This is a genomic window from Streptomyces sp. NPDC044704, from assembly GCF_056433525.1.
Genome location: NZ_JBWKGY010000001.1, coordinates 637,937 through 653,122 on the forward strand (window position 1 = coordinate 637,937; position 15,186 = coordinate 653,122).

Genomic DNA, 15,186 nt, shown 5'->3' on the forward strand with positions numbered 1-15,186 from the left:
TCTGACGTTTGTTCCCCTTTGCTCCTGGCCTGGATCGCGTGCGCACCGATTCACCGCCCCTCGTGAAGGAGAACCCGCTCATGACCGTTGACAGCAGCCCGGAAGCGCAGCTGGAGCCGCCTCGGCAGTCCAGTCTGGGGACGGCGGCTGCGCGCAACCTCGCCACGACGACCAAGTCCGCCCCGCAGATGCAGGAGATCACCTCCCGCTGGCTGCTGCGGGTGCTGCCCTGGGTGGAGACGAAGGGCGGCACCTACCGGGTGAACCGCCGGCTGAGCTACACCGTCGGAGACGGGCGCGTCGAGTTCGTCCAGGACGGTGGCAGCGTCCGGGTGATCCCCCGCGAACTCGGCGAACTGGCCGTGCTGAAGGGCTTCGACGACCTGGAGGTGCTCACCACGCTCGCCGGCCGGTGCGTGCAGCGCGACTTCCGGGCCGGCGAGGTGCTCGTGGAGCGCGGTACCGCCGCGGGCCAGATCCACCTGATCGCCCACGGCCGGATCAGCCAGACCTCCGTGGGCAAGTACGGGGACCAGATCGCGGTCGCGGTGCTGGCCGACGGCGATCAGTTCGGTGAGAACGCCCTGCTGGACGCCGACGCCACCTGGGACTACACGGCCACCGCCGAGACCCCGGGCACCCTGCTCACCCTGTCCCGCGCCGATTTCGCGGCCGTGGTCGCCGCGGCGCCGAGCCTCCAGACCCACGTCCGGGAGTTCAGCGCGCTGCCCCTCCAGCGGCAGAACAAGCACGGCGAGGCCGAGATCGCGATGTCCGCCGGGCACACCGGCGAGGCCGACCTGCCCGGCACCTTCGTGGACTACGAACTCAACCCCCGCGAGTACGAACTCTCCCTCGCGCAGACCGTCCTGCGGGTCCACACGAGGGTCGCCGACCTCTACAACGAGCCGATGAACCAGACCAAGGAGCAGCTCCGGCTCACCATCGAGGCGTTGCGCGAACGCCAGGAGCACGAGCTGATCAACAACCCTGAGTTCGGCCTGCTCCACAACGCGGACTTCAAGCAGCGGATCCAGACCCACTCCGGCCCTCCCACCCCGGACGACCTGGACGAGCTGCTCTGCCGTCGCCGCGGTTCGAAGTTCTTCCTCGCCCACCCCAGGGCGATCGCGGCGATGGGACGGGAGTTCAACGCCCGGGGCCTCTACCCGGACCACGTCGATCTCGGCGGGCAGCAGGTTCCGGCCTGGCGGGGGGTCCCCATCCTGCCCTGCAGCAAGATCCCCATCACCAAGGAGAACACCAGCTCGATCCTCGTCATGCGAACCGGTGAGGACAACCAGGGCGTCATCGGCCTGCACCAGACGGGCCTGCCGGAGGAGTACGAGCCGGGCCTGTCAGTGCGCTTCATGGGCATCGACGAACGGTCGATCATCTCCTACCTGGTCACCACCTACTTCTCCGCCGCCATCCTGGTGCCCGACGCACTCGGCGTGCTGGAGAACGTGCAGATCGGGCGCCGGCGCGACTAGGTCGCGTCCTCGCGGTCCTGCCCGCCCCGACCTGCCCGGGCCCGGGCCTTCCCGGGGCCTCCGGACCGGTCGGGCGTGCCCGGCACCGCACATCGCTCACCCACCTCACCAAGGAGCAACGGATGCCCGACCCCGGGCTTTCCCCCTTGCAGTCGGGCCTGCCCGGCGCCGCGACCCACTTCGGGGCCCACGTCCTCGCGAACGCCCGGACCCACCTCACCGCAGCCCCCGACGCCCTGACCACCCTGCCCGAGATGCCTGCCCTCCCCGGCCCGCCCGCCGTTCCCGGCAGCAGCGCGGAAGCCGCCGCACCCGTGCCCGCGGCGGGCCCCGCGCCCGTACCAGAACCCGCGAACGGCCCCGCGCCCTTCGGTGACCCGGGCGCCCTGGGTCGGATCCTGCGAGGCCCGAGCGGCCTGGGTACCGCGGGCCTGTACCTGACGAGCCGCCCGGAACCCGCATCCCCTCCGGCACCGGCGGTGCCCGCGCAACCGGCGGCCGGCCGGCCGATCCCGGGGCTCTACCACCACCCGGTGCCGGAGCCCGATCCGGCACGGGTGGAGGAGGTCAGCCGCAGGATCAAGGCCTGGGCGATGGACGAGGTCGAGCTGTATCCCGAGGAGTGGGAGGACCAGTTCGACGGCTTCTCCGTAGGCCGCTACATGGTCGCCTGCCATCCGGACGCCCCCAGCATCGAACACCTGATGCTCGCCACACGGTTGATGGTCGCCGAGAACGCGGTCGACGACTGCTACTGCGAGGACCACGGCGGCTCGCCCATCGGTCTCGGCGGACGGCTCCTGCTGGCCCACACCGCTCTCGACCCCCTCCACACGACGAAGGAGTACCAGCCGCAGTGGGCGGAGTCGCTCCACGCGGACGCCCCGCGGCGCGCCTACCGCTCCGCCATGGAGTACTTCGTCCAGCAGTCCTCGCCCTCCCAGACCGACCGGTTCCGGCACGACATGGCCCGGCTGCACCTGGGCTACCTCGCCGAGGCCGCCTGGGCCCAGACGGACTACGTCCCCGAGGTGTGGGAGTACCTGGCGATGCGCCAGTTCAACAACTTCCGCCCCTGTCCCACCATCACCGACACCGTCGGTGGCTACGAACTCCCGGCGGACCTCCACGCGCTGCCCGCGATGCAGCGGGTCATCGCGCTCGCCTCGAACGCCACCACGATCGTCAACGACCTCTACTCGTACACGAAGGAACTCGCCTCCCCCGGGCGGCACATGAACCTGCCCGTGGTGATCGCCGAACGCGAGGGCACCTCCGAGAAGGACGCGTACCTGAAGGCGGTCGAGGTCCACAACGACCTCATGCACGGCTTCGAAGCCGAAGCCGCCGCCCTGGCCGTCGCCTGCCCCGTCCCGAGCGCGCTGCGCTTCCTGCGCGGGGTGGCCGTCTGGGTCGACGGCAACCACTACTGGCACCAGACCAACACCTACCGCTACAGCCTGCCTGATTTCTGGTAATAGCTGCTGAAGATGGGACGATCCATGACCAGTACCGACCTCGGCACCACCACCAACTCCGTGTTCATCCCCTCGCCGGCCACCGCCTACCAGGGGGACATCGCCCGCTACTGGGACCACGAGGCCAGGCCCGTGAACCTGCGTCTCGGTGACGTGGACGGCCTCTACCACCACCACTACGGCATCGGTGACGTCGACCGTGCCGCCCTCGGCAGCCCTGACGACAGCGGCTACGAGCAGAGGCTGATCGCCGAACTCCACCGCCTGGAATCGGCGCAGGCCGAAGTCCTCCTGGACCACCTCGGCCCGATCGGGCGCGATGACACCCTCGTGGACGCGGGCTGCGGCCGCGGCGGTTCGATGGTCATGGCCCACCAACGTTTCGGAAGCAAGGTCGAGGGCGTCACCCTGTCGGCGAAGCAAGCGGACTTCGCCAACCAGCGTGCCCTCGACCTCGGCATCGAGGACCACGTGCGCGCCCGCGTCTGCAACATGCTCGGCACGCCCTTCGAGACCGGGCAGGCCGCGGCCTCGTGGAACAACGAGTCGAGCATGTACGTCGACCTGCACGACCTCTTCGCCGAGCACTCCCGCATCCTCGCGGTCGGCGGCCGCTACGTGACCATCACGGGCTGCTGGAACCCGCGTTACGGCCAGCCCTCGAAGTGGGTCTCCCAGATCAACGCCCACTTCGAGTGCAACATCCACTCCCGGCGGGAGTACTTGCGCGCGATGGCCGACAACCGTCTCGTACCGCAGGCCGTGATCGACCTGACCCCCGAGACCCTGCCCTACTGGGAACTGCGGGCCACTTCCTCCCTGGTGACCGGGATCGAGGAGGCGTTCATCAACTCCTACAAGGACGGCTCGTTCCAGTACGTCCTGATCGCGGCCGACCGCGTCTGACCGACCCGACCCGACCCGACCCGACCCGAACCAGCCCCGGCCCGGCCGCGTAGCAGCGGCCGGGCCGGGGCGTGTGGTGAGGCAGTGCGACCGGTTCCGGGGCCCCGCCGCCCCTGGGGGAATCCCAGCAACAGGCGGACCACACGACGGCCTCGCGGACGGCAAAAGCAAAGGCAAGGAGAGCTCTCTCCTTGCCACTCTCAAGATATAGCGCACCGGGGGGCTTGCGGCAAGACCCGGGTGGTGCCGCAAAATCATCCGCCGAAGCCACCACCTGCGGAAATGAGGGGCACGACGTGCGTGAGTTGTCGACGGACGGGGGCCGCCTCGGAGGTATCACGATGACCGAGCAGCAGTACGTACTGGACCTCCGAGAGGCCGACGGGACGCGGATCGACGCCGTCGGCGGCAAGGGCGCGCACCTGGGCGTGCTGTCGCGGATCGAAGGCATCCGGGTACCGGACGGCTTCTGCGTGACGACGGACGCCTTCCGGCGGATCATGGCGCAAGCGCCGTCGATCGACGACCGGCTCGACCAGCTGTCGCGCCTGAACCCGGACGACCGGGAGGCGTTCCGCACGCTCAGCGCGGAGATCCGCCGGACCATCGAAGGCACCGCGATCCCCGGCGATCTCGCGGAGGCGATCACCGGCGCGCTCTCCCGGCTCGGCGAGCGGACCCCCTGCGCCGTCCGGTCCAGCGCGACGGCGGAGGACCTGCCGACGGCCTCCTTCGCCGGCCAGCAGGACACCTACCTGAACGTGGTGGGGCCGGCGGCGGTCCTCCGGCACGTCAGCCGGTGCTGGGCCTCGCTCTTCACCGAGCGGGCCGTGGCCTACCGCCAGCGGAACGGCATCGACCACCGTACGGTCCACATGGCCGTGGTCGTCCAGCGGATGGTCTTCCCGGAGGCGGCAGGCGTCCTGTTCACGGCCGACCCCGTCACGGGCAACCGGAAGGTCGCCACCGTGGACGCCGGCTTCGGTCTCGGCGAGGCCCTGGTCTCCGGCCTGGTGAACCCGGACGTCTTCAAAGTCCGGCACGGTGAAGTCGTCGAGAAGACGATCGCCGCCAAACAGCGTGCCCTGCACGCCCTGCCGGCCGGCGGTACGCGGGAGGTCGCGGTCGACGCGCGGCGGCAGGAGCAGCCGGCGCTGACGGATGCGCAGGCCGTACGGCTCGTGCAGCTCGGGCGGCGGATCGAAGCGCACTTCGGCCGCCCGCAGGACGTCGAATGGTGCCTGGTCGACGACGGGTTCCACATCGTGCAGAGCCGGCCGATCACGACACTGTTCCCCGTCCCGGAGACCGGCGACGAGGAGAACCACGTCTACGTCTCCGTCGGCCACGGGCAGATGATGACCGACCCCATGAAGCCCCTCGGGTACTCCATGTGGCAGCTCACGGCCATGGTGCCGATGCACGAGGCCGGCGGGAGGCTGTTCGTCGACGTCACCCGGCGCCTGGCCTCGCCCGCGAGCCGCGCCGGCCTCCTGGATGCCTTGGGGAAGGGCGATCCGCTGATCAGGGACGCTCTGGAGACCGTCCTCGACCGCGGCGACTTCATCCCGTCGCTCCCGGACGCGGGCCCCGGCGGGCCGCCGGCCGGCGGCGGGGAGTCCGACCCGGTCGACGCCGATCCGGGCATCGTCAACGAGCTGATCGAGCGCAGCCGGGCGTCCGTCGCCGCCCTGGAGCGCGACATCCGTACGAAGACCGGACCGGAGCTGTTCGAGTTCCTGCTGGAGGCCTTCGAGGAGCACAAGCGAGTCCTCGGTGATCCGCTGAACCTCCAGGCGATCATGGCGGGGATGGAGGCCACGTGGTGGCTCAACGACAAGCTGTACGAGTGGCTGGGCGAGAAGAACGCGGCGGACACGCTCACGCTGTCCGCCCCCGGCAACGTGACGTCGGAGATGGGGCTGGCGCTGCTCGACGTCGCGGACGTGATCCGCCCGCATCCGGAGGTGGTCGCGTTCCTGCAAGGAGTCGGCGGCGAGGACTTCCTCGACGAGCTGGCGAAGCTCGCGGGCGGAGCCGAAGCGCGCGACGCCATCGGGACCTACCTCGACCGGTACGGCATGCGCTGCGTCGGCGAGATCGACATCACGAGGCCGCGATGGCGCGAGCGCCCCAGCACGCTCGTGCCCGTGATCCTCGACAACGTCAGGAACATCGAGCCGGGCGCCGCCGGGCGCCGCTTCGAACAAGGGCGGCAGCGGGCACTGGAGAAGGAAGGGGACGTACTGTCCCGCCTGCGGGCCCTGCCGGAGGGGGAGCGCAAGGCCGAAGAGGCCAAGCGGATGATCGACCGGGTCAGAACCTTCATCGGGTACAGGGAGTACCCGAAGTTCGGCATCGTCAGCCGCTACTTCGTCTACAAGCGGGCCCTGTTGGCGGAGGCGGGGCGCCTCGTGGAGGCGGGCGTGCTTTCCGAGGCCGAGGACATCTTCTACCTCACGTTCCAGGAACTCCACGACGTCGTGCGCTCCAACAGGCTGGACGAGCAGCTCGTCCGCCGGCGCGAGGAGGCGTTCCGCGCGTACCACGCGCTCACCCCGCCCCGGGTCCTCACCTCGGACGGTGAGGCGGTCACCGGGGCGTACCGGCGCGACGACGTGCCGGCCGGCGCGCTGATCGGCGTACCGGTGTCCGCCGGGACCGTCGAGGGGAGGGCCCGCGTCATCCTCGACATGGCGGAGGCCGATCTCGAAGCGGGCGACATCCTGGTCACGACCTTCACCGACCCCAGCTGGTCGCCGCTGTTCGTCGGAATCGCGGGCCTGGTGACGGAGGTGGGCGGCCTGATGACCCATGGTGCGGTGATCGCCCGGGAGTACGGTTTGCCGGCCGTCGTGGGCGTGGAGGGGGCGACCCGGCTGATCCGGGACGGGCAGCGGATCCGCGTACACGGCACCGACGGGTACGTCGAGATCCTGCCGTGACCCTCACCCGGCCGCGTGGCCGGCCCCCTCCACCGCGCCGGCTTGACCGCCCGGACGACGGCGGGGATCCGCCGGGGGAGCGCCCGCGCGGATCAGGGGCCGCAGGCCGAGGGCCCGGGTGCTCAGCCGGCGGCCGTGCCGAACCACTTGGCCAGGTGGCCGAGCAGCTCCCGCTGGTCCTCGCCGGCCCACGCCACGTGGCCGTCCGGCCGCAACAGCACTGCGGGGACGTCCAGTTCCTCGCTGACGTCGACCACGTGGTCGACCCGGTCCGCCCAGCCCTCCACCGAGAGCCGGCCGGTCTGGTCCAGGAGCAGGCCGCGCCCGCCGCGCGTCAACTCGTAGAGACGGCCCTGCTTCAGCCGCAGGTCCCGCATCCGCCGGCCGAGCAGTTCGTCACCCTCGCCCAGGTCGTAGCGGACCCCGACCGCCGTGATCATCTCGGTCACGTACCGGTTCACCTCCTCGAAGTCCAACAGCTTCGAGAACAGTTCCCGCAGTGCCTTCGCACCCGCACCGGACTCCAGCAGCACGCCCTGCGCCAGGGTGCTGGTCAGCACACGGGCGCCCTCCGGGTGCCGTTCGGCGTGATAGCTGTCCAGCAGTCCCTCCGGCGCCCAGCCGGCCACCTCCGCCGCCAGTTTCCAGCCGAGGTTGAACGCGTCCTGGATGCCGAGGTTGAGCCCCTGCCCGGCGGTCGGCGGATGGATGTGCGCCGCGTCGCCGGCCAGCAGCACGCGTCCGACCCGGTAGCGCTCGGCCTGCCGGCTGGCGTCGCCGACCCGGGAGATCCAGCGCGGCGAATGCGCGCCGAAGTTGGTCCCGGCGAATGCCCGCAGCCGCTCCTTGAACTCTTCGAACGTCGGCGCGGCCGTACGGTCCTCGGCCAGCCCCTCGGCGGGCACGATGATGCGGAACACCCCGTCCCCCATGGGAACGGCGCCGAACCGGACGTGGGTCTCGCGGATCTCGGCGACCACGGCCGCCAGCTCCGCCGGTTCCGCGGTCACCTCGACGTCGCCCAGCAGCGTCTCGACCTTGGCGGGCTCGCCGGGGAACCCGACGCCGAGCAGCTTGCGCACCGTGCTGCGGCCGCCGTCGCAGCCGACGAGGTAGCGCGAACGCAGCCGCGTACCGTCCGTCAGCTCGACGGTGACCCCGTCCCCGTCCTGGCTCAGCCCGGCCACTTCACAGCCGCGCCGGATCTCGGCACCGAGTTCGACGGCACGCTCGTTCAGCAGCCGCTCCGTGACCGTCTGCTGGATGGCGAGGCCGTACGGATGCGCGGTGTCCACCCCGTCCGGCCACGGCTTGATGATCGCCGCGAAGAAACCACCGGCCTGGAACTGCTCCCCGGCCGCGAGGAACCGGTCCAGCAGGCCGCGCTGGTCCAACGCCTCGACGCTGCGCACGTGCAGGCCGCGCGCACGGGACTGGCCCGCGGGCTCGGCCAGCTTCTCCAGCACGACCACGTGCACACCGTGCAGCCGCAGTTCGGCGGCCAGCATCAACCCGGTCGGTCCACCGCCGGCAATGATCACATCGGTCATCAAGAATTCCCCGTTTCCGCAGGTCCTGGCTTTTCCCGCTGATCTTGCAGCATGGCGGGGCCCTTGCCGCAAGCCCCCCGGCGCACGGTATCTTGATCTTGAAGCCGAGGTCGTCGGCTGGGCCTCGCGCCCCAAGTCCAGCCGCCCGCGCCTCACCCCACGAGATCCGGCGCCCGCAGCACGGCGGACGGGACGCCCCACGCGTCGACGAGGTCGACCGCGAGGGGACGGACCTTGCGGCAGAGGTCGTTCACCTGGCGGCTGATCGCCTTGGAACGCTGGACGGTCAGCCGCCCGTGCTCCATGAACCAGGCCCGGTCCTCCTCGATCGCCGACAGGGCGAACAGGTCGCAGAGGAGGGCGAGCGCCGCCTTCTCGCCCCCTTCGGGCAGCCCGCGCACCTTGTCGACGAAGGCCTCCGTCACCAGCCGCTCGACATGTGCGCGCGCGAGCGCGATGACGTGGTCCTGCACCTCCGAGAAGACGGCGCCGGCCTCGCGCTTCCGGTCGATCCCGCCCTTGATCCGCCGGGCCAGTCCGGCGAGCATGTGCTCCTCCCGGAAGCGGACCATGGCGAGCTGGTACTCCGGATCGAGCAGGCCGGCCTCCCGGTCCCACTCGTCGCCGCCGGGCAGCAGGTCGCGTACCCGTTCGAGCAGTTTGTGGGCCGACGTCCGCTCGATGACCGTCTCGACGGCGAGGCCGGTGACGTAGCGGACCACGCCGAGCTGGTCGAGGTCCTCGAACTCGCTGGCGTGATCGGTGAGCAGCCCCTTGGCCACGAGCTGCAGCAGGACGTGGTTGTCACCCTCGAAGGTGGTGAAGACGTCGCTGTCGGCCTTGAGGGCGGCGAACCGGTTGACGGCGAGATAGCCGGCGCCGCCGCACGCCTCCCGGCACTCCTGGACGACCCCGGTCGCGTGCCAGGTGCCGAGCGCCTTGAGGCCCGCGGCCCGTGATTCGAGCCGCCGCCGCGCCGTCGCGTCGTCCTCGATGCCGGAGAAGACCTCGTGCAGCTGCGTGCGCACGACGTCCTGCGCGAAGTGCAAGGCGTACGTCCGGGCGATGAGCGGCAGCAGGCGCCGCTGGTGCAGGCCGTAGTCGAGGAGCACCTGCTCCCCGCTGTCCGGGGCCGCCTCGAACTGGCGGCGCCGCACCGCGTACCTGGTGGCGATCGTCAGGGCGACCTTGGCGACGTTGATCCCGGCGCCGGCGACGCTGACCCGGCCCTGCACCAGGGTGCCGAGCATGGTGAAGAACCGCCGGTTGGGGTCGTCGATCGCACTCTCGTAGACGCCCTCGGGGGTCACGTCGGCGAACCTGTTGAGCAGGGCCTCGCGCGGCACCCGCACGCCGTCGAACCAGATGCGCCCGTTGTCCACCCCGTTGAGCCCCATCTTGCGGCCGTCGTCCTCGATCCTGACGCCGGGCGCCGTCTCACCGCCCACCCGGAGGGGGACGACGAAGGCGTGCACGCCCCGCGACCGGCCGTCCACCTCCAGCTGGGCGAAGACGACGGCCAGTTCGGCATGCCGGGCCGCATTGCCGATGTAGTCCTTGCGCGCGCGGTCGTCGGGGGTGGTGATGACGAACTCCCGGCTCGCCGTGTCGTACTCCGCTACGGTGCCGAGCGCCTGGACGTTGGAGCCGTGCCCGGTCTCGGTCATCGCGAAGCAGCCCATGAGCTCCCCGGTGATCAGGTCCGGGAGGTAGGCGTCGTGGTGGCGCCCGGTGCCCAGGTGCAGGATCGCACCGCCGAACAGCCCGAACTGCACGCCGGCCTTCACCAGGACCGACAGGTCGCCGTAGGCCAGCGTCTCGAACGCGGCGATCGAGGCCCCGACGTCGCCGCCCCCGCCGTACTCGGCGGGAAAGCCCATGCCGGTCTGGCCCGTCGCGGCCATCTCGACGACGATCTCCCGCACCCGCTCGCGGAACGCGTCGATGTCGAGCTCTTCGGCCTCTTCCAGGACGGAGGCGTACGTCGTCAGGTTGGTCCGGACGAGGTCGCGGATGCCGGCGTACCCGCCGTCGAGCACCTCGGTCAGCGAAGCGACGTCGATCTCGGGCCGCACGTGACCGGTCGCGGGGGCGGAAGCGTTTTCGGGAGCCATGCCGCTCCGCTACCCCGCCGCGGGACGATCAACCGGGAGCCGCCCGGCAGGGAGGCACGCGGTGCGCCCCGGTGCGCCGGTCCGGGCCCGGTCAGGGCCGGACCGGCGCACCGGGGCGTCCGCGGCAGGCGGGTCAGACGTGCTCCGGGACCGGGGTGCGGAGCATCGTCGCGCAGCGGTGGAGTTCCGCCGCGAGGGTGTGGCAGCGCCGCAGCAGAGCCCCGTCGGGCAGGGGGGCCGTGCCGGACGGGCCGGGGGCGAAGTCGGCCGGACAGGCCGCGATCTGCGTGGGAGCCACCCAGCCCCCGAGCGCCTTGGCCACCGTACGCAGGTGCTCGCACACCACGCCGCCGGTGCGCGGGCCGGAGCCGTGGGCGACGAGCCCCACCGCCGTGTCGGCCAGCCAGTCGCCCGGTACCTCGTCCAGCGCGAGCTTGAGCAGGCCCGAGTAGCTGGCGTGGTGCACGGGACTGGCCAGGACGACGGCGTCGTGGTTCCGCGGCAGGGCCCGAAGACGGGGGCCCGCGGGATCCCCCAGCTCGATCGTCGTCACGGTGGCGCCCCGGGCGAGCAGGGCATCGCCCACCAGCGCGGCCAGCGCGGTGGTGCCGGAACCCGCCCGGGGGCTCCCGCTGATCAGGAGGGCGTGCACGGTCGGTTGTCCTTTCCTCGGGCGGGTGGCGGCAGGCGCGGGAGGTGGCGGCGGGGCCGGGCCCCGGTCCTCACGCGGCGTCGATCAGCGTCCACGGCACCGTACGGCCGAGCGCCTGACGGGGCTTGCTGCGCGCCCAGTGCAGCACCGACGCCGCCATCACCCCACCCGGGTCGGTGACCTTGTGCGTGGGCTCGAAGGGCTCGCTCATGCTGGTGTAGCTCTGGAACATCGCCAGCAGCTTCACGGCCTCCTGCTGGACGGGGGAGAGCCACTGCCCGGCCAGCGGCAGGAAGAACCGGTTCCAGCTGTCGGTGGACACGGTCGGCGGCTGCGCGATCGGGTCGACTCCGTGCTCGGCCCGGAACGCGTTGAGGGTGTCACAGGTGATGCGGACCAGGTCGGACAGGCGCATGCTGTCCTGCCCCGCCGAGATCACCTCGGTGCGCGGCGACCCGGGCGGGGTGCCGAGGGCGGCGCCCGCGATCACCTCGGCGACCTCGTCGACGGGGCTGATCTCGGCGTATCCGTCCGGGTCCCCGACGACCACCGCCGCCAGGCCGGAGACCAGTGCCGGGAAGAGGCTGTAGGGGCCGGAGAAGCGGCCGATGCGGCCGTCGCCGCGGCGGCCCAGCACCAGGGGCGGGCGGACGATCGTCGCCGGTCCGCGGTGTTCGGTGGCCACGATCTCCTCACAGGCGGCCTTCGACCACTCGTAGCCGTTGCGGTAGCCCTCGAACTCCTCGCCCCTGAGGTCCTCGGGGGCGCGTACTCCGCCCACGTAGGCGGTGGAGACGTGGACGACGTGGGTGTCCGGGCCGGCGAGCGAGAGCACCGCCCGCAGGGTCCGTATGTTGGCGTCCGTGGCCTCCTGACGGGTCATGGTCCACCGGGTGGACGCCGCGGTGTGCACGATGACGTCCCAGGGACGTCCGGTCAGGGGGTCCGGGGCGGGTTCGGCGCCGATGTCCCAGGGCACGGGCCCGGCGTCACCGCCGGCCGCACGCCGCGCGGTACGGACGAGGGCGGGAGCGGCAGGGCCGTCGGCCCCGGACGACGCCCCGGTGGCTTCGGCGGCGAGCCGCTCGGCCACTTCGGTGCCTACGACGCCGGAAGCGCCGGTGACGAGGATGCGCATGGCAAGGCTCCTGGGGTTCAGGTGGCGGGTTGCAGGACCAGGCAGACGTTCTGTCCGCCGAAGCCGAAGGAGTTGGAGAGCACCGGCGCACTGTCGACGCCGCGCGGGGCTCCGGCGACCACGTCGATCCGGTCGGCCTCCGAGGCGGTGGTGAGGTTGGCGACGGGCGGTACGATCCGCCGCTCGGCACAGACCAGGGCGATCGCCGCCTCCAGCGCGCCGGAGCCTCCGATGAGGTGCCCGGTGACACCCTTGACGGCGGTCACCGGCGGGGCCTGCCCGTTGAAGCACCGGTGGATGGCGGCGGCCTCGGCCCGGTCGTTGGCCTGCGTCGACGTCCCGTGCGCGCTGATCTGGCCGATGTCGGACGGCAGCAGCCCGGCGTCCGCGATGGCCTGCGCCATGCACGCCGCAGCGACGGCCCCGTCGGCGTGGGGGGCCACGATGTGGTGGGCGTCGGCGTTGGTGGCGTACCCGGCGATCTCGCCGAGGATGGTCGCCCCGCGGAGCAGCGCCGACTCGCGCCGCTCCAGTACGAGTACGGCCGCGCCCTCGCCCATGACGAACCCGTCGCGCTCGGCGTCGAAGGGGCGGCTCGCCTTCCCGGGATCGCCGTTGCGGGTGGACAGCGCCTGCATCCGCGAGAACCCGCTCAGCATGAAGGTGGTCACCGCGGAGTCGAACCCGCCGGCGACGGCCACGTCGAGCTCGCCGTACTGGATGCGCCGGGCGGCTTCCCCGATGGCCGTGGCGCCGCTGGCGCAGGCCGTGGCGTAGGTGACGCAGGAACCCTGGAAGCCGAAGCGCATCGCCACCCGGGCGGCCGCGGAGTTGGCCATGGTCCGGGGGACGGAGTGCACCGGCATGGCCGTGGGGTTCGCGTCGTTGTCCCGTACGAGCCCCTCCATGGTGGGGAGACCGCCGATGCCGGTACCGAGGTGGACGCCCACGCGGGAGGGCGGGAGCTCGGGCAGGCCGGCCTGCCGTACCGCGTCGGCCGCCGCGCACAGGGCCAGTTCGGTCGGCCGGTCGATCTGACGGCGCTCGCGGCGGGTGATGTAGGAGTCGACGTCGAACTCCGGCACCCGGCAGGCGATGTGGACGGGGGAGCCCGCGTCGATCAGGTCCGTGTGCACCGCGGCGGCGGGGCGCGCCGCGAGGACGGTCTCCATGACCTCGTCGAGGGTGAGGCCGGCCGGGGACTTCACGCCGATCCCGGTGACGACCACGCGCGGGCGTTCGGCGGGGCGGACCGCGGCGGGCGCGGTGTGCTGCCGGGTCATGAACGGGCCGCCTGGCGCTCCGTGAGGAGGGCGACGGCATGGCCGACGGTTTCGGCCCGCATCAGGTCCTCGGCCGCGATGCGTACGTTGAGGGCGCGTTCGAGCTGGGCGCCGATCGACATCATCTCCAGGCTGTCGATGCCGTATTCGGCCCGCAGGTCCGTGCTCTCCTCGATGACGTCGGGGGTGGTCCCGAGGACATCGGCGATGGTCTCGCGGACGACGTCGAAGAGGTCGGCGGGAGACAGGGTGGTGGGTTCGGTGGGGTTCACCTGGTTCCTCCGGTGTGCTGGTGGGCTGGTGTGCTGGTGACGGGTGGGGTGGTGGTCGCGAGCGGGGCTGGGGCCGGTCGGCGGCGGGTGTCAGCCGGGGAGGCCGGCCGGGGCCGCCGCGCCCAGCGCCGCATCGAGGATGGACAGTGCCTCGTCGAGCTCCGCCTCGGTGGTGACCAGCGGGGGCAGCAGCCGGACGGTGGTCGGGCGTCCCAGGCAGGGCGAGACGAGCAGGCCGTTGTTGGCCAGGGAGACCACGGCCTCGCCGGCCGCCGCCGGGGTGGTGAACTCGATGCCCCACAGCAGGCCCCGGCCGTGATGGCCGGCCATCACCCGGGGGTGGCGTTCTTCGAGGGCGCGCAGGCCGTCGGCGAGCAGGGCCGACAGCTTCGCTCCGTGCTCCGCGAGTTCCTCGACGGCTTCCAGGGCCGCGGGGAGCGCGGCGCAGCTCAGCGGGTGGCCGCCGAAGGTCGCCGAGTGCAGGAACGGGTCCTGCGCCAGCGGGGCGTACAGCTCCTCGCTGCACACCACGGCCGAGAGCGGCACCACGCCCCCGCCGAGCGGCTTGCCGACGAGTACGGCGTCCACGGGCAGGCCGTCCGCGAGGGCGACCGAAGGCTCCCCGCAGCGGCGCAGCCCGCACTGGATCTCGTCCGCGATGGCGAAGGCGCCGTGGGCGTGCGCGTCCTCGCACCACTGGCGCAGGACATCGGTGCGCAGCGGCACGGCGCCGTTCTCGCCCTGTACGGGTTCGAAGACCACGGCGGCGACCGGGGCGGCCTCCAGCTGCGCGCGGACGGCGTACGGGTCCTCGGGGTCGATGTGGACCACGTCGACGACGGCGCCCCGCAGGCCGGCCCGGAACAGCGGGCTGTGCGTCAGGGCGAGGGCTCCCAGCGTCTTGCCGTGGTAGCCGCCGGTCACCGCCAGCACCCGGTCCCGGCCCGTGGCGAGCCGGGCCAGCTTCACGGACACCTCGACGGCGTCGGCCCCGTTCAGGCCGAAGTAGACCTTGGGGAGCCGGCCGCCCAGGTAGTCGGAGAGCAGGGCGGCGGACCGGGCGGCCACCGGGTTGGCCAGGCTGCGCGTCGACGTCGGCATCACCTCCAGCTGCCTGGCCACCGCCGCGACCACGCCGGGGTGACGGTGGCCGAGGAGGGCGACCGCGTAGGAGCCGAAGTCGAGTGCGGAGCGGCCGTCGGAGAGGGTGACGCGGGAGCCCAGCGCACTGGCCTCCACGGCCCCCTGGCCGGCGAACTTCCCGGTCAGGGCGAGCTTGGGGGACTGGTGGCGGCGGAGTTGGTCGAAGACCTCGCCGGCGGTGGGCGGGGCGGTCGTGGACGTGTCGGCCACGG

Annotated in this window: 11 protein-coding genes; 4 read left to right on the forward strand and 7 right to left on the reverse strand. The window is 72.1% G+C overall.

Annotated features, from left to right (window positions below):
• The first annotated feature begins 80 nt into the window (after window positions 1–80).
• The 4 genes from AC07B0_RS02985 (at window position 81) to rph (ending at window position 6,822) form a co-directional block, all read left to right on the forward strand.
• Window positions 81–1,493: a family 2B encapsulin nanocompartment shell protein gene (locus tag AC07B0_RS02985; protein WP_467297582.1), complete on the forward strand. Its 1,413-nt coding sequence runs from the start codon at window positions 81–83 to the stop codon at window positions 1,491–1,493.
• 122 nt (window positions 1,494–1,615) lie between these two features.
• Window positions 1,616–2,971 carry a family 2 encapsulin nanocompartment cargo protein terpene cyclase gene (locus AC07B0_RS02990; protein ID WP_478896401.1) on the forward strand — a complete coding sequence of 452 codons (1,356 nt, stop codon included), beginning with the start codon at window positions 1,616–1,618 and terminating at the stop codon, window positions 2,969–2,971.
• A 24-nt stretch (window positions 2,972–2,995) separates the two neighbouring features.
• Window positions 2,996–3,877, forward strand: a complete 882-nt coding sequence (locus tag AC07B0_RS02995; protein WP_356871482.1) for a geranyl diphosphate 2-C-methyltransferase — start codon at window positions 2,996–2,998, stop codon at window positions 3,875–3,877.
• A gap of 341 nt (window positions 3,878–4,218) precedes the next feature.
• Entirely contained in the window at window positions 4,219–6,822 is a 2,604-nt protein-coding gene (gene rph, locus AC07B0_RS03000) for a rifamycin-inactivating phosphotransferase (protein ID WP_478896403.1), read from the forward strand.
• Window positions 6,823–6,944: 122 nt separating this feature from the next.
• Here rph and rox read toward each other — a convergent pair whose 3' ends face one another.
• From rox to AC07B0_RS03035, 7 genes are all read right to left on the reverse strand, one after another.
• Window positions 6,945–8,372, reverse strand: a complete 1,428-nt coding sequence (gene rox, locus AC07B0_RS03005; RefSeq protein WP_478896405.1) for a rifampin monooxygenase — start codon at window positions 8,370–8,372, stop codon at window positions 6,945–6,947.
• 152 nt (window positions 8,373–8,524) lie between these two features.
• Window positions 8,525–10,486: an acyl-CoA dehydrogenase family protein gene (locus AC07B0_RS03010; protein WP_478896407.1), complete on the reverse strand. Its 1,962-nt coding sequence runs from the start codon at window positions 10,484–10,486 to the stop codon at window positions 8,525–8,527.
• Window positions 10,487–10,619: 133 nt separating this feature from the next.
• On the reverse strand, window positions 10,620–11,138 hold the full coding sequence (locus AC07B0_RS03015; protein ID WP_356871499.1) for an NADPH-dependent FMN reductase: 519 nt from the start codon (window positions 11,136–11,138) through the stop codon (window positions 10,620–10,622).
• A 70-nt stretch (window positions 11,139–11,208) separates the two neighbouring features.
• Window positions 11,209–12,276 carry an SDR family oxidoreductase gene (locus AC07B0_RS03020; protein WP_469382030.1) on the reverse strand — a complete coding sequence of 356 codons (1,068 nt, stop codon included), beginning with the start codon at window positions 12,274–12,276 and terminating at the stop codon, window positions 11,209–11,211.
• A gap of 17 nt (window positions 12,277–12,293) precedes the next feature.
• Entirely contained in the window at window positions 12,294–13,559 is a 1,266-nt protein-coding gene (locus AC07B0_RS03025; RefSeq protein ID WP_469382031.1) for a beta-ketoacyl-[acyl-carrier-protein] synthase family protein, read from the reverse strand.
• Entirely contained in the window at window positions 13,556–13,831 is a 276-nt protein-coding gene (locus AC07B0_RS03030; protein ID WP_356871505.1) for an acyl carrier protein, read from the reverse strand. The genes AC07B0_RS03025 and AC07B0_RS03030 overlap by 4 nt, the downstream gene beginning before the upstream one ends.
• A gap of 90 nt (window positions 13,832–13,921) precedes the next feature.
• Window positions 13,922–15,184, reverse strand: a complete 1,263-nt coding sequence (locus AC07B0_RS03035; RefSeq protein WP_467297565.1) for a class-III pyridoxal-phosphate-dependent aminotransferase — start codon at window positions 15,182–15,184, stop codon at window positions 13,922–13,924.
• Window positions 15,185–15,186 lie beyond the last annotated feature (2 nt).